Origin of the sequence: Pantoea sp. C8B4 (assembly GCF_051336905.1) — a bacterium.
In the GTDB taxonomy this organism is placed as follows: Bacteria; Pseudomonadota; Gammaproteobacteria; order Enterobacterales; family Enterobacteriaceae; genus Pantoea; species Pantoea rwandensis_B.
The window spans coordinates 292,355-318,427 of the sequence record NZ_JBGMNK010000001.1 but is presented as its reverse complement, the minus strand read 5'-3'; the positions used below and the strand labels follow the sequence as shown (position 1 = coordinate 318,427).

Below are 26,073 nucleotides of genomic sequence, written 5' to 3'. Positions count from 1 at the left end.
GCAAGAGAACGGCGCCAGTTTTTGACCCTGGAAACCATGCAGCGGACATGCATAAAGGAGACAAAGGTGGGCAGTGGAGTAAAGCGTACGCCGCAGGGATGCGGCGTCCGAGGCTACAGGGATGTATTTACGCCGACTTTACGCAACGCCCACCTTTGTCGACTGGATCGCACGCTTTTAAGCCACAAAAAAGCCGCGAATCCTCGCGGCTTTAAGAAACCATTCAAATTAACGCGCTAATCGGTAATACACCTCATTCCAGCGCAACGCATCCTTGAACGCCGGCAAACGCGTATCTTCATCGATCACCAGCACTTCAATGCCGTTCAGCTCACCGTACAAATACATATCATCCAAATCCAGTGCCTGACTAAACACCGTATGGTGCGCGCCACCGGCCAGAATCCAGGCTTCGGAAGCGGTAGCCAGTGAGGGTTGTGCACGCCACAACGCACGCGCGACCGGCAACTTCGGCAGCGGTTTCGGCTGCTCAATTGCATCCACCACATTCACCAGCAAACGGAAACGATCACCCATATCAATCACACTGGCATTCACCGCGCGTCCGGCGGGTGTGGAGAAAATCATGCGCGCCGGGTCGGCTTTGCCACCAATGCCGAGGAACTGCACATCAATCAACGGCTTCGCCTCTTTGGCAATCGAAGGGCACACTTCCAGCATATGTGAACCCAACACCAAATCGTTGCCGGGTGAAAAGTGATACGTGTAATCCTCCATAAATGAAGTACCGCCTGCACGATTCCCGGCCTGCACCTTCAAAATATGCAGCAGCGCGGCAGTCTTCCAGTCACCCTCACCGGCGAAACCATAACCCTGGCCCATCAAACGTTGAACGGCCAAGCCCGGCAACTGCGTCATGCCGTGGAGAGTCTGGAAATTAGTGGTAAAGGCTTTGCAGCCCTCGTCATCGAGGAAACGCTTCAAACCCAGTTCAATGCGCGCCGCATCCAGCACATTCTGACGCTTCTCGCCATTCACGGCGGCAGCCTCGCTAAACAGATACTGGCTCTCGTATTCATCGATCAGCGCATGCACATCGCCATCACTGACGCTGTTCACCACCTCAACGAGATCACCCACGCCCCAACCGTTAACCGAATAACCAAATTGAATCTGCGCCGCCACCTTATCGCCTTCGGTCACCGCCACTTCACGCATATTGTCGCCAAAGCGCGCCACTTTTAGCTGCTGGCTGGCCTGCTTTGCTAATGCTGCATTGATCCAGCGTCCGATGCGCTGCTGGCTGGTCTTATCCTGCCAGTGGCCAGTCACCACGCTATGCTGCAGGCCCATACGTGCGCCAATAAAGCCGAACTCACGGCCGCCATGAGCGGTCTGGTTCAGGTTCATAAAGTCCATATCCATACTGTCCCACGGAATTTCTGCGTTGAACTGGGTATGGAATTGCAGCAATGGCTTATTCAGGATACTCAGCCCACCAATCCACATCTTGGCCGGTGAAAAGGTATGCAGCCAGGTGATGATACCGACACAATTATTGTCGTGGTTGGCTTCACGGCACAGCGCCAGCGCTTCATCGGGTGATTTCACCAGTGGCTTCAACACCAGCGGCACGGGCAGCGTGCCCGCCTGGTTCAAACCATCCATCACCTGGCGCGCGTGATGTTCGACCTGGCGCAAGGTTTCCGCTCCGTAGAGATGCTGAGTCCCAATCACAAACCAAACGTTCTGTTCCATTTCTCGCTCCTTTACTTAGCGGATGTGGCGCGGGCGGCATACTGAGGTTCAGCGGCCTGGCACCAGTTCTGATAGCGTTGATAAAGCTGTTGATAGCCCGCTACGCGCAGGCTGTTAGGCTGCAAGGTCACGGCAATCGGACTCGCCATCACCTGCTGTGCGGCAGGGACGTCGGCATACACCTTCGCGGCGACGGCGGCAAAAATAGCGGCGCCCAGCGCGCAGCATTCGTCAGAAGCCACGATATCCAGCGGGCGGTTCATCACGTCGCAGCATGCCTGCATAATGGCGGGAGACTTACGTGCGATGCCGCCAAGCGTCAGAATGCTCTCCACCGGAATCTGTTGTTTCTCGAAGCACTCCATAATGGCGCGGGCACCAAACGCCGTGGCGGCCACCAGACCCCCAAACAATGCAGGCGCGTCAGTGCCGAGATTCAAATCGGTGATCACGCCTTTCAGGCGCTGATTGGCATCCGGCGTACGACGCCCGTTGAACCAATCCAGCACCACGGGCAGATGATCGAGCTGTGGATCGGTAGCCCAGGCTTCGGTAAGGGAGCGGATCAAATCCTGCTGCATTTCGGCGAGTTGCGGCTGCAACTCAGGATGGCGCGCCACCGCCTGCTGCAGCGGCCAGCCCAGCAAACGACTGAACCAGGCGTAAATATCGCCAAACGCGGACTGACCGGCTTCGCAGCCGATGGCACCCGGCACGACGCTGCCATCCACCTGGCCGCAAATGCCTTTAATTGCGCGATCGCCTACTTTCTCACTATCAGCAATCAAAATGTCGCAGGTTGAGGTGCCAATCACTTTCACCAGCGTATAAGGCTGTGCACCTGCACCGACCGCGCCCATGTGGCAGTCAAAAGCACCACCGGAGAGAATCACCTGTTCAGACAGTCCCAAACGCTGCGCCCATTCGGCAGACAACGTACCCACCGGGACATCAGCAGTGAAGGTGTCGGTAAATAGCGGGGAATCCAACTGCTCGATCAACATCGGGTCGAGGGCACGGAAAAAGTCGGCAGGCGGTAGGCCATGCCATTCAGGATGCCACAGCGATTTATGCCCGGCAGCACAGCGTCCACGCCGCAACTGCGCCGGGGCGGTGCGACCGCTTAACAGTGCCGGTACCCAATCGCAGAGTTCCACCCAAGACACTGCAGCATCACGCACCGCCGCATCCTGGCGTGACACATGCAGAATCTTGGCCCAGAACCACTCCGATGAATACACACCGCCGATATAGCGGGTGTAATCGGTGAAATGACCGTTGCGGCACAGCTGATTAATCTCTTCCGCTTCTTCAATCGCGGTGTGATCCTTCCACAGCACAAACATGGCGTTGGGATTGGTCGCAAACTCCGGACGCAAGGCTAACACGTTGCCATCGCGGTCAATCGGGGCGGGGGTTGAGCCGGTTGAATCGACGCCAATACCCACCACCCAAGCCCGCTGTTCCACTGTTAACGCTTGCACCACCGCCACGATCGCCTGCTCCAGCGCATCAATGTAGTCCTGTGGGTGATGACGAAAACGGTTGGCATGCGCATCACAGAATTGCCCCTGCGCCCAACGCGGATAGTTCACCACCGCGGTTTCCAGCTCTTGACCACTGCGGCAGTCCACGGCGAGGGCACGCACCGAGTCACTGCCAAAATCCAGCCCAATTGTTATGGCGCCAGCACCCATTGGGATTCTCCTGTGTGAGTTATCTGGCTCTATCCTGGAATGCGGGGGCATAAGCCGTTAGTCATCGCTGGCTGAGAATATGCACTTTTCTGCCATCGGCGAGGTTATGTGATCGGCAGCAAAAGTTAATGACTGGTTAATTTCGCTGAATATATGGAGGAATTAGTCATCGTTTTGGGATGTGATACCGCTCTACATTTTTCTTCGCCAATACCGCTACAACTAGCCCAGCGTTTGCACAGCCTTTGTACAACCTTTGAGCTAACGCGCTGATTTTGCGCTGTACCCAAACGTGAAATCCAATTGGTAGCGTTTACACCGATTCGTTATTAACAGCGATAAAACACCATTGTGCCGGAGAGCATCATGCATAAATTCACTAAAGCGCTGGCGGCGGTAGGTCTCGCCGCGGTTATGTCACAATCCGCTATCGCCGAAACCATGAAACTCGGTTTCCTCGTCAAACAACCGGAGGAACCCTGGTTCCAGACGGAATGGAAGTTCGCCGATAAAGCCGGCAAAGATCTCGGTTTCGACGTCATCAAAATCGCGGTGCCTGACGGCGAGAAAACCCTCAATGCCATCGACAGCCTGGCGGCGAGCGGTGCCAAAGGCTTCGTGATCTGCACACCGGACCCGAAACTGGGTTCAGCCATCGTGGCGAAGGCGCGCAGTTATGGCCTGAAAGTGATTGCGGTTGATGATCAGTTCGTCACCGCCAAAGGCAAGCCGATGGACACGGTGCCGTTGGTGATGATGGCGGCGACCAAAATCGGTGAGCGTCAGGGCCAGGAACTCTATAAAGAGATGCAGAAGCGCGGCTGGGATGCGAAAGAGACCGGCGTGATGGCGATTACCGCCAATGAGTTGGACACTGCGCGTCGCCGCACCGGCGGTTCGATGGAAGCGCTAAAAGCAGCCGGATTCCCGGAGAAGCAGATCTATCAGGTACCCACCAAATCCAACGACATTCCTGGTGCGTTTGATGCCGGTAACTCGCTGCTGGTGCAGCATCCCGAGGTGAAACACTGGCTGATTGTCGGCATGAATGACAACACCGTGCTGGGTGGCGTACGCGCGACTGAAGGCCAGGGCTTTAAAGCGCCAGACGTGATCGGCATTGGCATCAACGGCGTGGATGCGGTGAGCGAACTCTCCAAAGGGGCGCCAACCGGCTTCTATGGCTCACTGCTGCCAAGCCCGGATGTGCACGGTTATAAGAGCAGTCAGATGCTCTACAACTGGGTGACCAAAGGCGAAGAGCCCGCGAAGTTCACCGAAGTCACCGATGTGGTGCTGATTACCCGCGACAACTTCAAAACTGAGTTGGCGAAGAAAGGGCTGATGTAAGTCGCCTGATTGATAAACGCAGCCTCCATCCCTGGTGTTGCAGCAGGTTGGCCACCGCGTTTGCTCCCGTGTCGCTCGTCGCTGGGACAAATGTGCGAAGCCAACGCGGCAATGGCGCGAAGGATGGGGGCGAAGAGGAGTTTCCATGGAAACTGATCAAGCCTTTCTGTCCTTTCATGGCATCAGTAAAACCTTTCCGGGCGTAAAAGCGCTGCAGGATATCTCATTCCAGTGCCGCGCCGGGGAAGTGCATGCGCTGATGGGCGAAAACGGCGCGGGAAAGTCCACGTTGTTAAAGATTCTCAGCGGCAGTTATCAGCCGACTGAAGGTGAGATTCGCATCAAAGGTGAAGTGAAAAGCTTCAACAACACCGTGGATGCGCTGGATGCGGGCGTGGCGATCATCTATCAGGAGCTGCATCTGGTGCCGGAGATGAGCGTGGCGGAGAACATCTATCTCGGACAGTTGCCACACAAACGCGGATTGGTGAATCGCAAATTGCTGCGGTATGAAGCAGATCTGCAGCTTAAAAATCTCGGCATGGATATCGATCCAGACATGCCGCTGAAATATCTGTCGCTCGGTCAGTGGCAGATGGTGGAGATCGCCAAAGCGCTGGCGCGTAATGCGCGCATCATCGCCTTTGACGAGCCGACCAGTTCACTTTCTGCACGTGAAATTGAGCATCTGTTCCGCGTCATTCGTCAGCTGCGCGATCAGGGCCGCACCGTGCTGTACGTGTCACATCGCATGGAGGAAATCTTTGCTCTGAGCGATGCCATCACCGTGTTCAAAGATGGTCGCTACGTGCGCACCTTCACCGACATGCCGAACACCCATCATGACGATCTGGTACAGGCGATGGTCGGGCGTAACCTCGGTGATATTTACGGCTATACGCCGCGCACATTGGGTAAAGTCCGTTTGCAACTTGATCAAGTAGAGGCCAAAGGCGTGCGCATGCCGATTTCGCTGACGGTCCGAGCCGGTGAAATCGTTGGCCTGTTTGGATTGGTTGGCGCGGGGCGCAGTGAATTGATGAAGGGGCTGTTTGGTGCGACCAAACTGCGTGGCGGCAGCGTGTCACTGGATGGCAAAAAGCTCAACATTCGCCAGCCGATCGATGCGATTCACGCGGGGATTATGCTGTGTCCGGAAGATCGTAAATCCGAAGGGATTATTCCGGTGCACTCGGTGCGCGACAACATCAATATCAGCGCGCGCCGCCATAATCTCACGGCGGGGTGTCTGATCAAACCCGGCTGGGAGGCGAAAAACGCCGATCTTCACATCCGATCGCTCAACATCAAAACGCCTGGCCCGCAACAGCTGATCATGAATCTGTCGGGAGGCAATCAGCAGAAGGCGATTTTGGGTCGTTGGTTGTCCGAAGAGATGAATGTGATTCTGCTGGATGAACCGACGCGCGGTATTGATGTCGGTGCCAAGCATGAAATCTATAACCTGATTTACCAACTGGCGAATAAAGGGATCGCGGTGCTGTTTGCTTCCAGCGATCTGCCCGAAGTGATGGGCCTGGCTGACCGTATCGTGGTGATGCGTGAAGGTGAGATTGCCGGAGAATTGCCACACGATGCGGCCACGGAGCAGCTGACGCTGAGCCTGGCGATGCCGAAAACCCCTCAAGCGGCCGCCGTGGCCTGATGTAAAGGAGAGCAACAATGGCTTCATCTACCACTTCCAACACACCACCGGTGCAGCGTAACGGCCTGCAGCTGGGGCGTATCTGGGATAATTTCGGCATGCTGGTGGTTTTCGCGCTGCTGTTTATCGTTTGCGCCATCTTCGTACCCAATTTTGGCACGTTCATCAATATGAAAGGGCTGGGACTGGCCATGTCGATGTCCGGCATGGTGGCCTGCGGCATGCTGTTCTGCCTCGCTTCTGGCGATTTTGACCTTTCCGTGGCCTCGGTGATTGCCTGCGCTGGTGTGGTGACCGCGGTGGTGATCAACATGACGGAGAGTCTGTGGTTGGGCGTCGCGGCCGGTTTGGTGCTCGGTATGGCCACCGGATTTATTAATGGCTTTGTGATTGCCCGGCTAAAGATCAATGCGCTGATCACCACGCTGGCAACCATGCAGATTGTGCGTGGTCTGGCGTATATCTTCTCTGACGGTAAAGCGGTCGGCATTGAGGATGAACGCTTCTTCACCCTCGGCTATGCCAACTGGCTCGGCTTGCCAGCGCCCATCTGGCTCACCATCGCCACCATGATTGTTTTCGGTTTTGTGCTGAACAAAACCACCTTTGGTCGCAACACGCTGGCGATTGGCGGTAATGAAGAAGCCGCACGTCTGGCCGGGGTGCCGGTGGTGCGCACTCGCATCATCATTTTCATTCTCTCGGGACTGGTCTCGGCGGCGGCGGGGATTATTTTGGCCTCGCGCATGACCAGTGGTCAGCCGATGACCTCGCTCGGGTATGAACTGATTGTGATTTCAGCCTGTGTGCTGGGCGGCGTTTCGCTGAAAGGCGGCATCGGTAAGATTTCTTATGTGGTGGCGGGCGTACTGATTCTGGGTACGGTTGAGAATGCGATGAATTTATTGAATATCTCGCCGTTCTCACAGTATGTGGTGCGCGGTTTGATACTGTTAGCGGCGGTGATTTTTGACCGCTACAAACAGAAAAACAAAGCGGCCTGATCCCAGCCGTGAAAAATGATGCAGGGCGGCCATCCGGTCGCCCATCTGGCGCGATCCACTGCGCATTTACAGGTTATCGTGAGGGCACTATGTACCATCGTGAACCCCCCAGTGAGCAGCAGAATCCACTGCTACCCGGCTATCCGTTTAATGCCTGGCTGGTGGCGGGCTTAACGCCAATCAATGCCAACGATCAGCTGGACTTCTTTATCGACCGGCCGCTCGGCATGAAAGGTTACATCCTCAATCTGACCATCAAAGGCCAGGGGCGCATTTTTGATGGAGAGTCGGCGTTTGACTGCGAGCCCGGCGATTTGCTGCTGTTTCAGCCGAAAACGCCGCACTATTACGGCCGTTCCCCTGACAGCCCATGCTGGTTCCACCGTTGGGTCTATTTCCGTCCGCGTGCCTACTGGACGGATTGGTTGCAGTGGCAGGATGAGAGTCAGGGCGTGGGGCGGTTACGTTTGCCAGAAGCGCAACGTGCCGAGTTTGACCGCCTGTTTGCCAGCATTGAGCAGACCCACAATTCGGGTCGTCGCTTTGCCGAGGAACTGGCAATGAATCTGCTGGAGCGCTTGTTGTTGCGCGCGGTGGAGGAAGATCCGCGCAGCCATCAACAAATTCGCGATCCGCGCGTGATTGAGGCCTGTCAATACGTCACCAACCATTTAGCCAGTGAGGTAAAAATCGAGGAAGTGGCGCGCCATGTGTGTCTTTCCCCGTCACGGCTGGCGCATCTGTTTCGCGAGCAGATGGGGATTAATCTGCTGCGCTGGCGTGAAGATCAGCGTGTCATCCGCGCCAAACTGTTGCTGCAAACCACGCAGGAGCCGATTGCCTCGGTCGGGCGCGAAGTGGGTTATGACGATCAGCTCTATTTCTCTCGCGTTTTCCGTAAACGGGTGGGCGTCAGCCCCAGTGATTTCCGTCGCCGCAGTCAGGATGCGCACGATGCCTTAGTGGCTCAGGAGAGCTGGCAACCGGCACGGAGTGCGATCTCCTGAGTTTTCAGCTGATTCCGCCTTGTTGTTACTGGCTGATTCGTCTTAAATCAGTCTGGTAACGAACAAGAGGAATGAGAATGAGCGATAAATTACGTGTCGGCCTGATTGGCTACGGTTTTGCCAGCAAAACCTTTCATGCTCCTTTGATCGTCGGCACGCCAGGCGTTGAATTGGCAGCCGTCTCCAGCAGCGATGCCAGCAAGGTGCATGCCGACTGGCCCTCGGTGCAAGTGGTTTCTGATCCACAAGCCCTGCTGGATGACCCGACACTGCAACTGATTGTCATACCGACGCCAAATGATACTCACTTCCCGTTAGCCAAAGCGGCACTGAATGCCGGTAAACATGTGGTGGTGGATAAGCCCTTCACCGTGACACTGTCACAAGCGCGTGAGCTGGATGCACTGGCCAAAGCCAAAGGGCTACTGCTCTCCGTATTCCACAACCGCCGCTGGGACAGTGATTTTCTGACGTTGAAAACCTTGCTGGCTGATGGCGCCTTAGGTGATGTGCGCTATCTTGAATCGCATTTTGACCGTTTCCGCCCCGAAGTTCGCCAGCGCTGGCGTGAAATGAAAGGCCCGGGTAGCGGTATCTGGTTTGATCTTGGACCCCATGTACTGGACCAGGCGCTGCAATTGTTTGGCCCGCCGGTAGCGATCGCTGTGGATATGGCTGAACTGCGTCCTGGCGCGCAAACCACCGATTATTTCCATGCGGTGCTGACTTATCCCACTCGTCGGGTCGTGTTACACGCCAGCATGCTGGTGGCGGCAGAATCTGCACGTTTTGTGGTGCACGGCACGCGGGGCAGCTACGTCAAATACGGTCTGGATCCGCAGGAAGATCGCCTGAAAGCAGGTGAACGTCCTCCGCAGGAAGACTGGGGCTATGACATGCGCAATGGCACTCTGACGCTGGCAGAAGGCGACGTGATGGTGGAGAAAGAACTGCTAACTCTGCCGGGTAACTATCCGGCGTACTACGCGGCGATTCGCGATGCGATTGCGGGCACCGGAGATAACCCAGTCCAGGCTGAAGAGGCGATTCAGGTGATGGAGTTGATTGAACTCGGCTTACAGTCCGCTGAGAAGCGCCAGACGATGTCGCTGAAGTGACGGAGTAAAAGCATACGCCAGGGTGATGTCACTCAAAAAGGGCCTCACCCTAACGTGCGATGTGATTTAAAGGTGCGCAGCGAAGCGCACCTTTTTGCTTTTGAGGTAATTACCCCGCCACGCGCTGACGCAGGGCAGCTTTCTCTGCCTCACTGAGGAAGGCAATGGTCACACCATTTTCCTGCGCCTGACGCATCTCTTCAGCGGTTAATCCTGCCTGCGGCGCAGCGTGCTCATATTCATGCGCCAGCTCAATACCCTGAACCGCCGGATCATCGGTATTAATGGTGGCGAGAATACCGTGTTGCAGGAAGGCTTTCAGCGGATGAGTGGCCAGTGAAGCTACTGTGCTGGTCTGAATGTTGGAGGTCAGGCAGGATTCAATACCAATGCGCTGCTCTGCCAGGAAATCCATCAATGCGCGATCTTCAATCGCTTTAACGCCATGGCCAATACGCTCAGCGCCGAGTTCGCGAATCGCCTGCCAGATGCTTTCCGGGCCAGCGGCTTCACCGGCGTGCACGGTAATACGGAAACCGGCATCGCGCGCGCGATTGAAGTGGCTGAGGAATTCACTGCCCGGGAAGCCGAGCTCATCACCGGCCAGATCGACGGCGGTAATGCCATCACGGTGTGCCAGCAAACCTTCCAGTTCGCGCAGGCAGGCTTCGTCACCAAAGGTGCGACTCATAATGCCGATCAGGTTCACATCCACGCCGAACTGTTTTACGCCCGCGCGTACACCATCAATCACGGCTTCCACCACACCAGCGATCGGCAGGTTGTGCGTCATCGCCATATAGCCCGGTGAGAAACGCAGTTCTGCGTAGTGAATGCCAGCACGTGCGGCATCTTCCACGTTTTCCAGCGCGATGCGGCGGCAGGCATCCAAATCGCCCAACACCTTGACGCCCCAGTCCAGTTTCTGCAGGAAGCTCACCAGGTCGGGTTCATTGGCTGTGACTTGCACATGCGGACGCAGTTCGTCGAGCGAGTTAGCGGGCAGCGTGAGGTTAAACTGGCGACCTAAATCAAGGATGGTTTGTGCGCGGATGTTGCCATCAAGGTGGCGGTGAATGTCGGTCAGGGGGAGTTTCAGGTCAATCATGTCGCACTCGCTAAAGTTTCATAAAGTGCAGAGCATTATAAAAACATCTTGCGCAACAGCGCCAGTGATTTGCGCAAGCTGTGAAATGGATGCTGAATTAATCAGCATCCGAACGCCTTTAACACGATTTTAAAGCCGCAATCAGACGATCCAGTCCGTCATCGAGTTTACTGCGCGGACAACCGGCATTGAGCCGCAGATATCCCTGACTGGCTTCACCATAGGTTGAACCCGGCATGATCGCGACTTTGTACTGATGAATCAGCCGATGTTGCAATGTCTGTTCATCAATGCCCAACGGTGTGAGATCAATCCATGCCAGATAGGTAGCGGCAGGGGGCTGCCAGTTAAGCGCAGGAAACGCCGCATTCAATCGTTGCGCAATGTGCTGCATATTCGCCTGTAGATAATCGCGCAGTCCATCCAACCAGGCTTCACCTTCACGATACGCGGCAATGGTGGCAGCCACAGCCATCACCGCCGGTGACGATAAGCCATCCTGCTGTTTCAGTGCGTGGAACCAGGCCTGACGATCGGTTTCATGCGGAATGATGCCCCAGGCGCCGGTCAGTGCCGGGATGTTGAAACTCTTCGATGCCGACGTGAATAACGCCCAGGGAGATTGCGCCACCTGGCTCCACGGGATGTGGTCTGCATCGCCCAACACCATATCCATATGGATCTCATCGCTGATCACTTTCACATCGTAACGTGCACAGAGCGCGGCCATTTGCTGTAACTCCTCGCGCTGCCACACTTTGCCGGTAGGATTGTGCGGGCTGCACAGCAGCATCACTTTGCAATCGGGTCGCGCCAGTAATTGTTCCAGCCGAGTCATATCACACTGCCAGTCATTACCCTGACGCTGTAGCGGCAGTTCTAGCACGCGGCGCTGATTACCGTTGATAGTGTTATAGAACGCATCGTAGGCGGGCGTATGAATCAGCACTTCATCGCCGGGTTTTGTCCAGTGGCGCAGCATCTGCGCCACCATGTAGATCACCGACGGTCCATAAACCAGTGATTGTGCCTCAATGTCGGTGGCAAAACGGCTGCGCATCCAGTGCTGAATCGCCGAGGTGAAATCATTGTGCTGCCAGCGGCTGTAGCCCAATACGCCATGGTTCAAGCGCTGTTGCAACGCCTCAATGATGCAGGGCGCCGTCGCGAAATCCATATCGGAGATGGTGAAGGGCAATAAGCCCTCCACACCGAAGCGATCCGCTACAAAATCCCACTGCGTGCACCAGCTACCGTGACGATCCACGACATGGTCGAAATCAAACCTCTGCATCATGACGCCGTCGCACTCATCAGATGTGCCATTTCATCTTTCACAGACTGCACCTGTGGACCGATGACCACTTGCAGGCTGGTTTGATTAAGGTGCACCACACCAATTGCGCCGTTGGCTTTTAATGCGGCATCGTCCACCTTACTCATGTCAGCAATGGTGAGGCGCAGACGCGTCAGGCAGTTATCCAGCGATGTGATGTTGTCCACGCCGCCCAACGCCGCCAGAATCGCCGGGGTGTTGTAACCTGATTTCCCCACGCCCGCGCGGCTGACCTGCTGCTCCACGCTGCTGGTTTCTGCTTCGCGACCCGGAGTCTTGATGTTGAAGCGGGTAATAGCAAACCGGAAGATCGCGTAGTAACCCACGAACCACACCGCCGCAATGACCGGCACCCAATACCATTTGGTAGAGAGGCCGTGCAGCACGCCGAACACGAAGAAGTCGATAACGTTGCCGTCGGTGTTACCGATAGTTACGCCGAGTATCGCCATCACGGTGAAGCCCAGACCCGTCAACAGGGCGTGGATCAAATACAGCACCGGAGCCACGAACAGGAATAGGAATTCGATCGGTTCGGTGGTGCCGCCGACGACGCAAGCCACCACACCAGAAATCAGCAGCCCCTTAATTTTGTGACGATTTTCGGGACGGGCACAGTGATAAATCGCCAGTGCCGCACCCGGTAAACCACCGAGGAAGGCCGGCATTTTGCCTTGCGACAGGAAACGCGTGGCGCTTTCTGCAAAGCCGTGAGTATCCGGGCAAGCCAGCTGCGCCTGGAAGATGGTGAGGGCACCGCTGACGCTTTTGCCGCAGACGTCGAGCGTACCGCCCGCATCGGTGAAGCGAATAATTGCCACCAGAATATGCTGCAGACCAAACGGCAGCAGCAGGCGTTCGCCGGTGCCGAAGATCATCGGGCCAAATTCACCGGCACTGTTGATCATCCAGCCGAGACCGGTGATGGCGCGCGCAAAGAAAGGCCAAATCAGCGGCACCACTAAGCCGAGCAAACCCATCACCACGGTGGTGACAATCGGCACAAAGCGCGTGCCACCGAAGAAGGCGAGTGCATCCGGCAGGCGAATGTTGTGGAAGCGTTCATGCAGCCAGAACACCACCACACCAACGATCACCGCCCCCAGGATACCGGTATCAATGGATTGGATGCCAAGGATATTTTGAACGTTGTTGGCTTTCAGCACCGCCGCGTCGGTGGTGGGAAGAATGCCATTGATATTGAGCCAGAAGTTGACGCTCAGGTTCAGGACTGCATAGCCGACGAAACCGGCAAAGGCAGCGACACCTTTGTTCTCCCTCGCCATGCCCAGTGGAATCGCAATGGCGAACATCACTGGCAGATAGCTGAAGGCAAATGAACCCAGCTTCGCCATCCAGATAAACAGATATTGCAGGAAGGGCTGATCGAGCATCGGGATCAGCGTCAAGACATCGTGACTGCTGAGCGAGCTGCCTATCCCAAGCAAAATGCCGCAAAAAGACAGCAGGGCGACGGGCAACATAAAGGTTTTACCCAGACTCTGGAAAAATTCCCAAAGTGACATTTTGGGTCGGCTGGCGGACATGGTCTCTCCTGGTTAAAAAGCGACAAGTTTTCATATGGGTAAAGAATGATAAAACGTTTTACCAAGCAATTTTGTGGCTATAGTCACAAAGCGTGACTAATTCCAGGCTTTATTTTTGCGTCAATCAGTGTAACGTTTTACCTCTTTGTTTCTTCATCAGTTGTTGGAAACGGAACCGGATGTCTCAGCCTAAAACCACTATTCACGATGTCGCGCAGGCGGCTGGCGTATCGGTATCGACAGTCTCTTTGGTGCTGTCCGGCAAAGGTCGTATCTCTTCCGCCACGGCCGAACGCGTTAATCAGGCGATTGAGCAGCTGGGATACGTGCGCAACCGTTCAGCCTCCATCCTGCGTGGTGGCGAGAGTGGTGTCATAGGTCTGATTGTGCGCGATCTCAGCCAGCCCTTTTACGCAGCGATGACCGCAGGCTTGAGCGAAGTGCTGGAACAGCAGGGCAAAGTCCTGGTGCTGACGCAAAGTGGTCAGCACGGGCAAAATCTGCAGCGCTGTTTCGATTCATTGGTGGCGCAAGGGGCCGATGGCATCGTGTTGGGCGGCGCCGTGGCGCAGGCGGAAATGCTGGTGGCGCAGGCACACGAACAGCAAATTGCCTTGATCTGCGCCGCGCGGGCCAGCAGCCTCGATAAAGTCGATTCCTTGCGTCCAGACAACAGCCAGGCCGCGCGCATCGCGACGGAGTACCTGATCCGTCAGGGGCATCAGCGTATCGCGTGGGTAGGTGGATTGGGGTCTTCACTGACGCGTGCTGAAAGAATTGGCGGTTATTGCGCCACGCTGCTGCAATACGGTTTACCGTTCCGCCCGGACTGGATCATTGAGTGTGATGACCGGCAACAGAGCGTATCGGCATTGACGCAAGACTTACTGCATCATCACCCACGCATCACCGCTATCATTGCCCATAACGCCAGTACCACGCTCGGCTGCTATTTTGGTGCGATCCACAGCGGACGCTCGTTGGGCGAAGATGCAGTGGACAGCTACTTCACGCAAAAGCTGGCACTGGTCGGCTTTAATGACGATCCGCAACGCGAGTCGTATGACTCCTCGCTGACGTTTGTCAGTAGTGAAGCGCGTGATGTGGGAAGGCGAGCGGGGGAAAGGATGCTGCAACGACTGGCGCAACCGGAGGCGGAAGTGCAAACGCTGATTGTGCCGCCACAGTTGGTGCGAGGCGTTTAGCGGCGCGATAGCTCGCGCCGCGGGTATATCGTTGTTACTCAGGCATCCCTTCGCTGGTCTGCGCACCCAGCATATAGCGAGACAGGAACTGTTCCAGTGACATCTTGTCGCCATTCATCGTCACCTGGCCGTTGCCGTACTGCAGGCTGGTGGTGATGTTGTCATCCTGTTGCTGCGTCAGACGGAACATCTGGCCCATCGCCGCCAGACCTTTCACCTGCTGGTCCGCCATCTTCTGCGCATCGTCGCTCTGATAACCTTCGGCCAGACCAACATGACGCATCGTTTCGGTTGCCATTGGCATATTGATGTTCAGTTTGCCATCCAGCGTTTTCAGCACGCGATCCACTGCCGCGCCCAACGTCTGCGCTTCACCGGTGACGGTGGCGGGATCGTTAAAACCGATGCTGAGGTTAAAGGTGCTTTCCCCTTTATCGTTTTTCCAGCTCAGCGGCGCGATGCTGACGGTAGGTGAACCCTTCAGCAGCGTCGGCAGGTTATTCTTCAGGATGGTCTGCACGCTAGCCTGATAGCGGACGGGATCCTCGACTAAACCTGGCTGGTTCAGCAGTGCCTGCATCTGCGCGTTGTAGCTATCCGAGAAGGTTTTCACCGCTTGCGCATCAAACTGCGCAAACTTCATGGCCAGCTTTGCTTCGCCGAACGGCTGCTTCTGCAAGCTAATGTTGCCGACGTTCATATTCAGATCGCCGCCGATCTTGCCATCTTTATTATCGAAGGAGGATTGAGTGTCCAGCTTCTGTAATGACAAACCTTCCTGGCCGTTAATGCTGGCGTCGAGTTTATCCAGGCTGATGGACTGATCGCCGACGCGCACGCCTTCCGGGCTGAGATGGGTATCACCCTTCAGCTTCAGGCCGTTAAGGGTAAACAGCACCGGCTGCTCAACCTGGTTTTTGCTGGTGACGGCAATGCTGGAAAAGTCACCGTTCAGGCTGACTTTATCGCCTTTACTGTCTGCGCTGATCTCCAGGGTTCCGCCGTTGGTGGCAAGACGGTCGCCAGTCTGCGCGTTGTTATAATCCACCGCCAGCAGATCCAGTGCGGTGTCGGTCGCACCGCTGTAGCCCACACGCGTATCAGCGGTCACCAGCGATTTGCCGTTGGTAAGCTCAAACAGTTTCTTCACCGCATCGGTGTTTTCGAGCTCGGTATGCACCGAAGCCATGCTCGGAATCAGGCTGCCGCGTTTCAGCTGCGCAAAGGGGAAGGGACCATGGTCGATGGTTTCGTTCAGCACGATGCTTTGACCCGGCTTCAGCAGCGGGTTGTCTTCAGTCTGTGAACTGGCCTGAATCACCAGTTTAGTTTTGCTGCTGAAGATGCCGCGCTGGTAATCCTGATAGCTGAGCGTCAGGCGAGCGTTCGGTGCATAGGCATTAAGCTGTGTGTTGGCGTTCTGCAACATTTGATCCATATGGCTTTCCAGCTGCTTGCCGGTAAACCAGGCCGCACCTGTCCAGATCACGCCGAGCGCCACAATCACACCTACGGCAACCTTGGTCTTTTTCATCGCTGAGTCGTCCTTATCCTTGGGTCCGCCCGCCGCTGCTTGAGGGCGACGGTGAAGAAAAACGCCCGCAGGCGTTTAAAGTAATAGTTTGAAAGAATAGCAGTTAATGCTGGTATCGTCAGCCGGATCAGCTGAGCGCGTTATAGACCCGCGCCAGGCGTCCTGTGCCTGCGGCATTAACCGGAGATTCATTGGCAGCAACGAAGCATGATTCACCGGGCTTCAACAGCAGTTGCTCACCTGACTTCTCAATCACCGCCTGACCTTCGATACAAAACAGCAGCGCCGCACTCTGTTGCGCTAACGGCTGTGGTGTGGCGGAGAGGGCGTGGATGGCAAAGGCAAAATCGTCCACCGGAATCGGGAAGTTCAGCGTGTCTCCCACTTGCTGAGGCTGCGTCAACAACGTGGCAGCGGGCTTCGCTTCAAACTTCAGGTTCGCCATCAACTCAGGGATATCGATGAATTTTGGCGTCAGTCCCGCACGCAGTACGTTATCGGAATTCGCCATCACTTCCAGTGCCACGCCTTTCAAATAAGCGTGCGGCGTTTCGGCAAACAGGAACATGGCTTCGCCGGGCTGCAGAGTGATGACATTTAACAACAGCGGTGAGAACAAGCCGGTATCGTCCGGATAATCGGCCGCAATGCTCTTTATAGTCTGCCAGGGTTCGCCGCCACGTGAGTTGAGCGCTGATTTCAGTACCGCTAACGCCAGTGATTTAGGTTCATCATTTAGCGATAGCAGTGTGGAGAACAGTTTGGCGAGGCTGACTTCATCAGGTTTTTCAAGGAAGTGAGCGATTTGCGGGTGGGCACCCGCCACGGGTTCCAGCAGCGAGACAATCTCGTGCATTTCGCGAAAGCCGTTCATCGCCTGGAAAGGGGTCAGGGCATACACCAGTTCCGGCTTATGATTCGCATCTTTGTAGTTGCGTTCAGCGGCGCCAATCGGAATACCTGCAGCATTCTCGCGCGCGAAACCCTCTTCAGCGGCGGCTTTGCTCGGGTGAACCTGGATCGATAAGGCCTGATCGGCACACAGCACCTTAAACAAAAACGGCAACTCACCAAAACGCGCTGCGACTGCCGCGCCCAAGGCTGCGGTCTGGTCATCATTTATCACATCGCGCAGGGAACGCGTTTCACCCTTGATCTCAACGGTTGACGGACTTTTAGGATGGGCACCCATCCACAGTTCCGCCATTGGTAATCCTTGCGGGTTCTCAATGCCGTAAAGTTCGGTCAGCGCAGTTTTGCTGCCCCAAGCGTAATTTTGCAGCGAATTGTTCATTTTTTGCATCGTTTACCCTTAATAACCGTAAGTAAATAGGCTTATTAAAGCAGAAAGTGCCATACAAAATACATCAACAAGTGCAATAAACGCGATGGGCTCGCATAATGTTAATTTCTTGTGTGTGACAATCTTGCTCGCTCAACGGCGTCGCGGGAAGACGACCTGGGCGGAAACCTCAAATCTGAGCTAAGGAGACGTAGTCATGGCAGCGAATCGCATTGAAAAAGATTCAATGGGACCGATCGAAGTACCGGCAGATAAGTTGTGGGGGGCACAAACCCAGCGTTCGCTGGAGCATTTCCGTATCTCAACCGAGAAGATGCCCGTCGCATTAGTGCATGCGTTGGCAATGACCAAACGCGCTGCAGCCCAGGTGAACCGCGATCTTGGCCTGTTGCCGGCAGAGCGGGCGGAAGCGATCCTGAAAGCCGCTGACGAAGTGCTGGCTGATAAACACAGTGACGAGTTCCCGCTGGCGATTTGGCAGACCGGCTCCGGTACTCAGACCAACATGAATATGAACGAAGTGCTGGCCAACCGTGCCAGTGAAATTCTCGGCGGCGAGCGTGGCATGTCGCGTTTGGTGCACCCAAACGATGACGTTAACAAGAGCCAGAGCTCCAACGACGTGTTCCCCACCGCCATGCACGTGGCTGCGGTCATCGCCGTGCGGGAGCAGCTGATTCCGCAGATTCATGTCCTGAAAAAGACCCTGAGCGAGAAGTCTGAAGCCTTTAAGGACATCGTGAAGATTGGTCGTACTCACCTGCAAGATGCCACGCCGTTGACGCTGGGTCAGGAGATTTCCGGCTGGGTCGCGATGCTGGAACATAACCTCAAGCACATCGAACACAGCATTCCCCATGTCGCTGAGCTGGCGCTGGGTGGCACGGCGGTGGGCACCGGCTTAAATACCCATCCGGAGTATGCGGTTCGCGTGGCGAAAGCGCTGGCCGAACTGACTCAGCAACCGTTCGTTACTGCACCGAATAAGTTTGAAGCGCTGGCAACCTGCGATGCGCTGGTGCATGCACATGGCGCATTGAAAGGCCTGGCGGCGTCACTGATGAAAATCGCCAACGACGTGCGCTGGCTGGCATCGGGTCCGCGTTGCGGGATTGGCGAACTCGCCATTCCGGAAAACGAACCGGGCAGCTCAATCATGCCAGGTAAAGTGAACCCGACGCAGTGTGAAGCGCTGACCATGCTGTGCTGCCAGGTAATGGGTAACGACGTCGCGGTGAACATTGGTGGGGCATCGGGCAACTTCGAGTTGAACGTGTTCCGCCCAATGGTGATCCATAACTTCCTACAGTCAATTCGCTTGCTGGCTGATGGTATGGACAGCTTCAACCATCACTGTGCGGTGGGCATTGAGCCGGTGCGTGAGCGCATCGATCAGTTGCTGAATGAATCGTTGATGCTGGTGACCGCGTTGAATACCCATATCGGTTACGACAAAGCGGCAGAAATCGCCAAGAAAGCCCATAAAGAAGGGCTGACGCTCAAAGGCTCAGCGCTGAAGCTCGGCTATCTGACCGAAGAGCAGTTTGACGAGTGGGTAAGGCCGGAAGAGATGGTTGGCAGCATGAAGCAATAATTATCGCGATTAACTGAGGGTTGATACGGCTCAATTCAGCGATAATGAGTTATGACAGAGGCGGCCTAAGGGCCGCTTCTTCGTTAAAGCTTGTCGCTCCACAAATGTAACCGTGGGATCACCAGATGCAGCGGCTGCGCCAGCGGCTTATGACGATGCGTGACGTTATCAGCATCGTAATCCAGCAATTCCCCCAAAATTGGCACCTGCGTCTTATCCCGGCACAGCACCAGCAGCGGTGAAGGGCAGGCGAGTTGCACCTGTTTCTTATTACTGGCGCGCCACACGCGGGCAATGGGCTGCACCTTCACAGGACGTTTGATTTTCAGTTTGGCATCGGCGGGCAGTGACAGGATCATGTCCAGCTCCTGCTGGACTTTCTCTGCCCACTGTTCGCGCGTCCAGGGCGCTTGCGCACGGTTTGCCTTCAGGCTGCGTTCCAGTTGCTCGACCACGGCTTCACGCGTCAGGTTTTTAATGATGTTCTTGTTGGCCCAGCCAAAACGCAGGCTATCCGGCGCGTGCAGTAAGGTCACGCTACGGTAGGCGTTCAGAGTGATTAAACCGCGCAAATGCTGGTGAACAAACTCAAAGCGCGCCTCGCTCGGCAGGCCTGATTCCACGGTAATCAGGTGCTCAAGGCGCACTTTAAGCGCGTTGATATCGGCCACCTGCTGACTGATGTGCTCGCTGACGGCTTCATCCGCTTCTATACAGATGGCGCCAGGCAAACGCACCGCAGCCTTGGTGCTGAGTTTTTCCGACTGGTGCTGCATAAACAGACGACAGTAGTGAGCCAGCGCCATGTCACGTGCTTTTTGCCCGAGATGTTGAGTGACGGCGATACGCTCAATCTCATCATTCTCGTGGCCTTTCTCGATTTCGGGCAAGCTGAATGCGCGCGCAATCAGCAACGGCTGTTGTTCGACCTGCTGGCGCAGGGTCGTTAAACCTTGTTCCAATGCGTTGACGCACTCGTGCAAATCAGCCACTAAATCATAGCGAGACATGTTACGCTCCGTAGTTACAACATACCATTTAACTTATCGTATTTGGTGCCAATCTTCCACTCTGTAAACGTGATTTCGCGAAGCAGGGCACACAAGCATTTTTCCAACAGGATGAACATGTTATAACAATGCTTTGCCTGCTAACGGAAACTTGTCGTGGAGCATCACCCTAAACCTGCGGTTTCTGCCATTGTGACATTGGGCGGGGTCCAAATCCTCTCATGGGGCGGATCCTTTTATCTCATGGCCGTGATGGCGAATCCGATTGTCGCGGAAACCGGCTGGTCTCAGCAGTGGGTGTATGGCGCGTTGTCCCTGGGCATTTTGGTTTCTGGCCTGTTAGCGCCCTGGAGTGGTCGCTTGATTGCTGGCAGCTATGGTCGCGTGCTACTGGCGTCGAGTGGAGCGATGATGGCATTGGGTCTGGTCATCATGGGATTGAGCCACCATTTACTGCTGTTTCTCTTTGCCTGGCTGATTATTGGCATTGGAATGGCGATGGGTTTATACGACGCCCTGTTTGCCACTCTTGGAACGCTGTACGGTGGACAGGCTCGCGGTGCGATCACCGGCATTACCTTAATCTCCGGCTTTTGCACCACGCTGGTGTGGCCGGGCACTGCGCTGCTGATTCACTGGCTTGACTGGCGTGGCGCCTGTTTCGCCATTGCCGCGCTGTTATGCCTCACCGTGTTGCCTGCCTACTGGTATGCACTGCCTGCGCCAATTAAGCCCATCGTGAAAACGGCGACAAAGCAGCGTAACGCCAGTGGTGATTTGGCACCCGCGCTGTTTTGGTTGTTATGCAGCATTTTTACCCTCGCTTCGGTGATCATGACCGCTATTTCGGTGCAGTTGATCAGCCTGTTACAGGCTAGCGGTCACTCATTAACCGCCGCCTTGGCCATCAGTGCGATTCTGGGTCCTTGTCAGGTGGGGTCACGTATTGTGGATATCGCGTTCAAACGCGGACATCCGATCTGGACGACATTTTTCTCGGTAGGATTAGTGGCGATAGGGCTGCTGTTGCTGACCCTTTATCCTAAATTCGCACTGGTCAGCATGGTGCTCTATGGTGCCGGAAATGGCCTGCGTGCCATTGTGCGCGGAACTTTACCGCTAGTAATGGTCAAACCAGAGGCTTATGCCATTGTGGTTGGGCGCATGGCGCGCCCGGCACTGATTGGCCAAGCGTTAACGCCATTGGTAGGGGGATATGTTTTTCAGCAATTCGGCGCAAATGCCACATTATGGTTGCTGTGCCTGTTGGCGTTAATCAACGTGTTGTTGGTGGGGGTGCTGAAGCAAAAATTGCTTGCACTGAAGCCGAAAACGTAAAAGGGGGCGATAAACTAAGCAGCCTGTGCGCTTCTGCCTGATCAAATGATGAATACGTGCCTTGATCACAGTCGCTGGCTTCTAAAAAGCAACAGTGTTTGTTATATTTATTGCTCATTGATTACTCACTGTCGCGGTATGAAAACAATAAGATAGACCGCAAATCAGGATACAGAAATGCTAGATTACCGCTTCCCGACAGCTTTGCAGATGGTTTTGAGCGTAGCGATGGCGGAGCAACTGGGCAAACGCTCGACCAGTGCCATACTGGCGTATGGTCTTGAAGCGAACCCCAGTTTCATTCGGAAACTTATGGTTCCGTTAACGCGCGATGGCATCATCGTCTCTACGCTTGGCCGCACCGGTTCGATTCATCTCGGTCGTCCAGCCGCGGAGATAACGCTGCGCGATATTTATACCTCGGTCATCGAAGATAAAAAACTCTGGGCATCACGCCCTGATGTTGCACCGCGCTGTCTTGTCAGTGCCAACTTGTGCTGGTATTTCAAGTCGATTGCCGAAGAAGCCGAAGAGGCTTCCCTAAAAGTGCTGGAAACCCGCACGGTAGCGGATGCACTGGCTGAGCTGAAGAAACACGACACCAGCAGTTGCGAAGAGTTACCCGAGCTTGAGATCGCGGAACTCTGTAAAAAAGCTCGCTGATTTACTTGGTGCGCCTTAAGGCGCATCACAACCTATGAACCATCCTCTAAGGTCGTCATTTTATGACGGCCTTTTTTGTTTTCACTGCACAGGCAAAAATTTGGGATCAGTGGGCTGATGCATGTCAGTTAAGCATGGGGTGATGACGCAGTCTGGCGCTGCTCAGTGGCTGGTGGTACAGGTGATAACGCAGTCTGGTGCCGCTCTGGGGCTGGCTGTCCTCGCGCCGCTGACGCGGTACCTTCACTTCACTCGTCCGCCTGACGGACCGGTGCAGACGGGACTTTCCCTGTCCCGGTTGCACCTTTCGCCAGCATCCATGCTGGCTCTCCTGGCTTCCTCATTCCGTTCAGCGCTGCGAAATGCCATCCCCAGAGCGGCACCAGCCTGCTTGCTGACATCTGTTTACGCTGCTGGAAAGGGCACGATGGCTCAGGCGATAGCGTTTTTACTGCTACAAAGGGCGAGATGGCTCAGGTGATAGCGCTTTTACTGCCACAAAGGGCAAAGTGTCTGAGGCCACAGCGCCTCTGATGCAGCCGAGGGCACCGCGAAGCGGCGCGAGGACGGCCCGGCAGCAGCAGAGGTGGTGGGGCCCGCACTTAATCGCGCAAAAGAAAAGGCCGCCATCTTTAACAAAATAGCGGCCTTACCTGAACAGGACGTTAACTGATAACCCTTAGAGCTCAAGGCCCCTTTGGTTTTTAACCGCGATTCAACTACACCGTCTGCACTTCCGCATCCGGCTGTTTACGCGTGACCAGCTTACGCAACGTCACATAGAACACTGGCGTCAGGAACAAACCAAACAGCGTCACGCCCAACATGCCTGAGAACACCGTGATCCCGGTAACACCGCGCACTTCCGCACCGGCGCCTTCACCCAGAATCAGTGGAATGGTACCGGCAATAAAGGCGATTGAAGTCATCACGATCGGGCGCAGACGCAGGCGACAGGCTTCAAGCGCCGACTCGACAATCCCTTTACCCTGCATCTCCAGCTCGCGCGCAAACTCGACGATCAGAATCGCGTTCTTACACGCCAGTCCCATCAGTACCACCAGACCTACCTGCACAAACACGTTGTTATCGCCGCCGGTAAGCCACACCCCGACCAGCGCGGACAGCATGGTGACCGGCACAATCAGGATCACCGCCAGCGGCAGGGTCCAGCTCTCATACAGCGCCGCCAGCACCAGGAACGCCAGCAGTACCGCAACCGGGAAGACGATAAACGCGGTATTGCCTTGCGTCGCCTGCTGGTAGCTCAGGTCGGTCCACTCAATATTCATGCCGTTTGGCAGTACCTGGCTTGACATCGCCTCCAGTTTTTCCATCGCCTGTGCCGAAGAGAGCACGCGTGGATCGGCATCACCAATCAGGTCCGCCGCCGGATAGCCGTTGTAGCGAATTACCGGATCGGGGCCGTAAGTGGTGGTGATGTTGACCATACTGCCGATTGGCACCATCTCGCCCTGATTGTTACGGGTACGCAGATTAGCAATATCCTGCACGCTGCTACGGAAATCACCGTCTGCCTGCGCCATCACACGCCAGGTACGACCAAACTTGTTGAAATCGTTGACGTAAGAGGAGCCGAGATACACCTGCAAGGTACTGAACAGGTCAGTCAACGACACGCCTTGCGCTTTGGCTTTATCACGATCAACCTGCACATCCAGTTGCGGCACGTTGGCTTGATACGAGGAGATCGGGAACATCATGCCCGGCGTCTGCATCACCGCACCGGAAAGGGTATTAATGGCGGTTTGCAATGCACCGTAACCTAAGCCCGCACGATCCTGCACATACAGCGAATAACCCGAACCCTGACCCAGTCCCAGAATCGGCGGTGGCATAATCGAGAAGCCAAAGCCTTGCTGGATTTTGGAGATTTTCGCGTTGATTTCAGCGTTAATCTCCGCAGCCGTTCGGGTACGTTCATTAAACGGCTTCAGACCGAAGAATACGGTTCCGGTGTTCGGCGTATTGGTGAACTGTAAGGCATTCAAACCGGGGAAGGCGACAGAGTAGGCCACGCCTTCGGTGTTCATGCCGATTTCGCTCATCTTGCGAATCACTTCATCGGTACGCGCCAGTGACGAACCTTCCGGCATTTTTACGCCGCCAATCAGATATAGCTTATCCTGCGTCGGAATAAAGCCGCCCGGCACGGTGTGGAACATAAAGCCCGCGCCCGCCAGCAGTATCACGTAAACGCCAAACACCGCACCGCGACGACGCAGGGTTTTGCCCACCATCGACTCGTAGCCATCCGAGCTGCGCTGGAAGAAGCGGTTGAACGGACGGAAAACCCAGCCGAGCAAGCGATCAATCAGACGCGTCGGCATATCTTTCGGTGCATCATGCGACTTCAGTAGCTTGGCCGCCAGCGCCGGAGAGAGCGTCAGTGAGTTAATGGCGGAGATCACCGTGGAGATGGCAATCGTCACCGCAAACTGTTTGTAGAACTGACCGGTTACACCGGACAGGAACGCCATCGGCACGAATACCGCACACAGCACTAACGCAATCGCGATAATAGGCCCCGACACTTCGCGCATCGCCTGATGCGCAGCCGCTGTCGGTGAGAGTCCCATTGCGATATTACGTTCGACGTTCTCCACTACCACAATGGCGTCATCCACCACGATACCTATCGCCAACACCAACCCGAACAAACTGAGGGTGTTGAGCGAGAAGCCCAGCAGGTAAAGCACGCTGAACGTCCCCACCACCGAAACCGGCACTGCCAGCAACGGAATGATTGATGCACGCCAGGTTTGCAGGAACAAGATCACCACCAGTACCACCAGCACAATCGCTTCAAACAGCGTTTGCACCACGGCACGGATCGAGTCACGTACGAACACGGTTGGATCGTACGGTGCCGCCCACTGCACATCATCCGGGAAACGAGTGGCCAGTTCGGCCATCTTGTCACGCACAGCATTCGACAAGTCGATGGCGTTGGCACCCGGTGCCTGGAAGATACCGATACCGACCGCATCCTTGTTATTCAGCTGCGAGCGCAGGGCGTAACTACCGGAACCCATCTCAATACGCGCCACGTCACGCAGGCGCACCAGCGAGCCGTCATCGGCGGTTTTCAGGATAATATTGCCAAACTGCTCTTCGCTCTCCAGACGGCCCTGAGTGTTGATCGACAACAGGAAGTCACTGGCCTTTTTGGTCGGCTCAGCGCCTAACTGACCGGCAGACACTTGCACGTTCTGCTCCTGCATGGCGCTAACCACATCCGAGGCGGTCATACCACGCGCCGCCACCTTGTTGGGATCGAGCCATACACGCATCGCGTACTCACCGGCACCGAAGATCTGAATCTGACCAACGCCCGGCAGGCGCGCTAGCTCATCTTTCACCTTCAGCGTGGCGTAGTTGCGCAGATAGAGTGAGTCATACTTGCCCTTCGGCGAGAACATGTGCACCACCAGCGTCAGCGTCGGTGACATCTTCTGCGTGGTCAAACCCAACTGACGCACTTCCTCTGGCAAGCGCGCTTCTGCCTGCGCCACACGGTTCTGAACCTGAACCTGCGCCTGATCGGGATCGGTACCCGGACGGAAGGTCACGGTGGTGACCAGCACGCCATCTGAACCGGCCACCGACTTCATGTACATCATGTTTTCGACCCCGTTGATCGCCTCTTCCAGTGGCGTTGCCACGGAATCAGCAATCACTTTGGGGTTGGCGCCAGGATATTCCGCGCGCACCTGCACGCTGGGTGGCACCACATTGGGATATTCACTGATCGGCAGCAGCGGTATGGCGATCAGTCCGGTGGTAAATATCAAAATCGACAGTACCGCCGCAAAGATCGGTCGGTCGATAAAAAAGCGGGAGAAATCCATAA

General features: G+C 55.6%; 18 protein-coding genes. 9 read left to right on the top strand and 9 right to left on the bottom strand.

Annotated features, from left to right (window positions below):
• Positions 1-228 precede the first annotated feature (228 nt).
• Together araA and ACCW76_RS01390 are read right to left on the bottom strand one after the other, a co-directional pair.
• Positions 229-1,719, bottom strand: a complete 1,491-nt coding sequence (araA, locus tag ACCW76_RS01395) for an L-arabinose isomerase (RefSeq protein WP_436337548.1) — start codon at positions 1,717-1,719, stop codon at positions 229-231.
• An 11-nt stretch (positions 1,720-1,730) separates the two neighbouring features.
• Positions 1,731-3,416 carry a ribulokinase gene (locus ACCW76_RS01390; RefSeq protein WP_436337547.1) on the bottom strand — a complete coding sequence of 562 codons (1,686 nt, stop codon included), beginning with the start codon at positions 3,414-3,416 and terminating at the stop codon, positions 1,731-1,733.
• Positions 3,417-3,782: 366 nt separating this feature from the next.
• Here ACCW76_RS01390 and ACCW76_RS01385 point away from each other — a divergent pair, with 366 nt between their 5' ends.
• From ACCW76_RS01385 to ACCW76_RS01365, 5 genes are all read left to right on the top strand, one after another.
• A complete protein-coding gene (locus ACCW76_RS01385; protein WP_038647214.1) occupies positions 3,783-4,766 on the top strand; it encodes an arabinose ABC transporter substrate-binding protein in 984 nt (327 codons plus the stop codon).
• Between the two features lie 145 nt (positions 4,767-4,911).
• Positions 4,912-6,432: an L-arabinose ABC transporter ATP-binding protein AraG gene (araG, locus tag ACCW76_RS01380; protein WP_436337546.1), complete on the top strand. Its 1,521-nt coding sequence runs from the start codon at positions 4,912-4,914 to the stop codon at positions 6,430-6,432.
• A gap of 17 nt (positions 6,433-6,449) precedes the next feature.
• On the top strand, positions 6,450-7,436 hold the full coding sequence (gene araH / locus ACCW76_RS01375; protein WP_034827386.1) for an L-arabinose ABC transporter permease AraH: 987 nt from the start codon (positions 6,450-6,452) through the stop codon (positions 7,434-7,436).
• 89 nt (positions 7,437-7,525) lie between these two features.
• Complete coding sequence (araC, locus tag ACCW76_RS01370; protein WP_034827384.1) at positions 7,526-8,443, top strand: arabinose operon transcriptional regulator AraC; 918 nt, start codon at positions 7,526-7,528, stop codon at positions 8,441-8,443.
• A 77-nt stretch (positions 8,444-8,520) separates the two neighbouring features.
• Positions 8,521-9,561, top strand: coding sequence for an oxidoreductase (locus ACCW76_RS01365; RefSeq protein ID WP_045831940.1), 1,041 nt, complete (start codon positions 8,521-8,523; stop codon positions 9,559-9,561).
• A gap of 109 nt (positions 9,562-9,670) precedes the next feature.
• Here ACCW76_RS01365 and add read toward each other — a convergent pair whose 3' ends face one another.
• The 3 genes from add to malX form a co-directional block, all read right to left on the bottom strand.
• Entirely contained in the window at positions 9,671-10,669 is a 999-nt protein-coding gene (gene add / locus ACCW76_RS01360) for an adenosine deaminase (RefSeq protein WP_436337545.1), read from the bottom strand.
• Between the two features lie 118 nt (positions 10,670-10,787).
• Complete coding sequence (locus tag ACCW76_RS01355) at positions 10,788-11,966, bottom strand: MalY/PatB family protein (protein ID WP_436337544.1); 1,179 nt, start codon at positions 11,964-11,966, stop codon at positions 10,788-10,790.
• The gene (gene malX, locus ACCW76_RS01350) at positions 11,963-13,552 is read right to left on the bottom strand and encodes a maltose/glucose-specific PTS transporter subunit IIBC (RefSeq protein WP_045814366.1); all 1,590 of its coding nucleotides are present in this window, start codon (positions 13,550-13,552) and stop codon (positions 11,963-11,965) included. Before malX ends, ACCW76_RS01355 begins: the two co-directional genes overlap by 4 nt.
• Before the next feature lie 179 nt (positions 13,553-13,731).
• Between malX and malI the strand changes: the two genes are divergently transcribed.
• Positions 13,732-14,757 carry a Mal regulon transcriptional regulator MalI gene (malI, locus tag ACCW76_RS01345; RefSeq protein ID WP_045814365.1) on the top strand — a complete coding sequence of 342 codons (1,026 nt, stop codon included), beginning with the start codon at positions 13,732-13,734 and terminating at the stop codon, positions 14,755-14,757.
• A gap of 34 nt (positions 14,758-14,791) precedes the next feature.
• Here the strand turns inward: malI and ACCW76_RS01340 are convergent, their stop codons facing one another.
• Together ACCW76_RS01340 and manA are read right to left on the bottom strand one after the other, a co-directional pair.
• A complete protein-coding gene (locus ACCW76_RS01340; RefSeq protein ID WP_436337543.1) occupies positions 14,792-16,291 on the bottom strand; it encodes a YdgA family protein in 1,500 nt (499 codons plus the stop codon).
• A gap of 127 nt (positions 16,292-16,418) precedes the next feature.
• A complete protein-coding gene (manA, locus tag ACCW76_RS01335; protein WP_436337542.1) occupies positions 16,419-17,594 on the bottom strand; it encodes a mannose-6-phosphate isomerase in 1,176 nt (391 codons plus the stop codon).
• A gap of 196 nt (positions 17,595-17,790) precedes the next feature.
• Between manA and fumC the strand changes: the two genes are divergently transcribed.
• The gene (fumC, locus tag ACCW76_RS01330) at positions 17,791-19,188 is read left to right on the top strand and encodes a class II fumarate hydratase (RefSeq protein WP_436337541.1); all 1,398 of its coding nucleotides are present in this window, start codon (positions 17,791-17,793) and stop codon (positions 19,186-19,188) included.
• Positions 19,189-19,271: 83 nt separating this feature from the next.
• Here fumC and tus read toward each other — a convergent pair whose 3' ends face one another.
• Positions 19,272-20,198 (bottom strand): DNA replication terminus site-binding protein, encoded by a 927-nt coding sequence (gene tus / locus ACCW76_RS01325; protein ID WP_436337540.1) that lies wholly within the window; start codon positions 20,196-20,198, stop codon positions 19,272-19,274.
• Positions 20,199-20,354: 156 nt separating this feature from the next.
• On the opposite strand from tus, the gene ACCW76_RS01320 reads away from it, so the two are divergent.
• Positions 20,355-21,536, top strand: a complete 1,182-nt coding sequence (locus ACCW76_RS01320) for an MFS transporter (protein WP_436337539.1) — start codon at positions 20,355-20,357, stop codon at positions 21,534-21,536.
• Between the two features lie 177 nt (positions 21,537-21,713).
• Complete coding sequence (locus tag ACCW76_RS01315) at positions 21,714-22,199, top strand: RrF2 family transcriptional regulator (RefSeq protein WP_045814359.1); 486 nt, start codon at positions 21,714-21,716, stop codon at positions 22,197-22,199.
• 719 nt (positions 22,200-22,918) lie between these two features.
• On the opposite strand, the gene oqxB is transcribed toward ACCW76_RS01315, so the two are convergent.
• Positions 22,919-26,071, bottom strand: a complete 3,153-nt coding sequence (gene oqxB, locus ACCW76_RS01310) for a multidrug efflux RND transporter permease subunit OqxB (protein WP_436337538.1) — start codon at positions 26,069-26,071, stop codon at positions 22,919-22,921.
• Positions 26,072-26,073: the final 2 nt, after the last annotated feature.

Coding starts and splice junctions, on each gene's coding strand:
- araA (WP_436337548.1), bottom strand. CDS start 1,719: ATGGAACAGAACGTTTGGTTTGTGATTGGGACTCAGCATCTCTACGGA.
- ACCW76_RS01390 (WP_436337547.1), bottom strand. CDS start 3,416: ATGGGTGCTGGCGCCATAACAATTGGGCTGGATTTTGGCAGTGACTCG.
- ACCW76_RS01385 (WP_038647214.1), top strand. CDS start 3,783: ATGCATAAATTCACTAAAGCGCTGGCGGCGGTAGGTCTCGCCGCGGTT.
- araG (WP_436337546.1), top strand. CDS start 4,912: ATGGAAACTGATCAAGCCTTTCTGTCCTTTCATGGCATCAGTAAAACC.
- araH (WP_034827386.1), top strand. CDS start 6,450: ATGGCTTCATCTACCACTTCCAACACACCACCGGTGCAGCGTAACGGC.
- araC (WP_034827384.1), top strand. CDS start 7,526: ATGTACCATCGTGAACCCCCCAGTGAGCAGCAGAATCCACTGCTACCC.
- ACCW76_RS01365 (WP_045831940.1), top strand. CDS start 8,521: ATGAGCGATAAATTACGTGTCGGCCTGATTGGCTACGGTTTTGCCAGC.
- add (WP_436337545.1), bottom strand. CDS start 10,669: ATGATTGACCTGAAACTCCCCCTGACCGACATTCACCGCCACCTTGAT.
- ACCW76_RS01355 (WP_436337544.1), bottom strand. CDS start 11,966: ATGATGCAGAGGTTTGATTTCGACCATGTCGTGGATCGTCACGGTAGC.
- malX (WP_045814366.1), bottom strand. CDS start 13,552: ATGTCCGCCAGCCGACCCAAAATGTCACTTTGGGAATTTTTCCAGAGT.
- malI (WP_045814365.1), top strand. CDS start 13,732: ATGTCTCAGCCTAAAACCACTATTCACGATGTCGCGCAGGCGGCTGGC.
- ACCW76_RS01340 (WP_436337543.1), bottom strand. CDS start 16,291: ATGAAAAAGACCAAGGTTGCCGTAGGTGTGATTGTGGCGCTCGGCGTG.
- manA (WP_436337542.1), bottom strand. CDS start 17,594: ATGCAAAAAATGAACAATTCGCTGCAAAATTACGCTTGGGGCAGCAAA.
- fumC (WP_436337541.1), top strand. CDS start 17,791: ATGGCAGCGAATCGCATTGAAAAAGATTCAATGGGACCGATCGAAGTA.
- tus (WP_436337540.1), bottom strand. CDS start 20,198: ATGTCTCGCTATGATTTAGTGGCTGATTTGCACGAGTGCGTCAACGCA.
- ACCW76_RS01315 (WP_045814359.1), top strand. CDS start 21,714: ATGCTAGATTACCGCTTCCCGACAGCTTTGCAGATGGTTTTGAGCGTA.
- oqxB (WP_436337538.1), bottom strand. CDS start 26,071: ATGGATTTCTCCCGCTTTTTTATCGACCGACCGATCTTTGCGGCGGTA.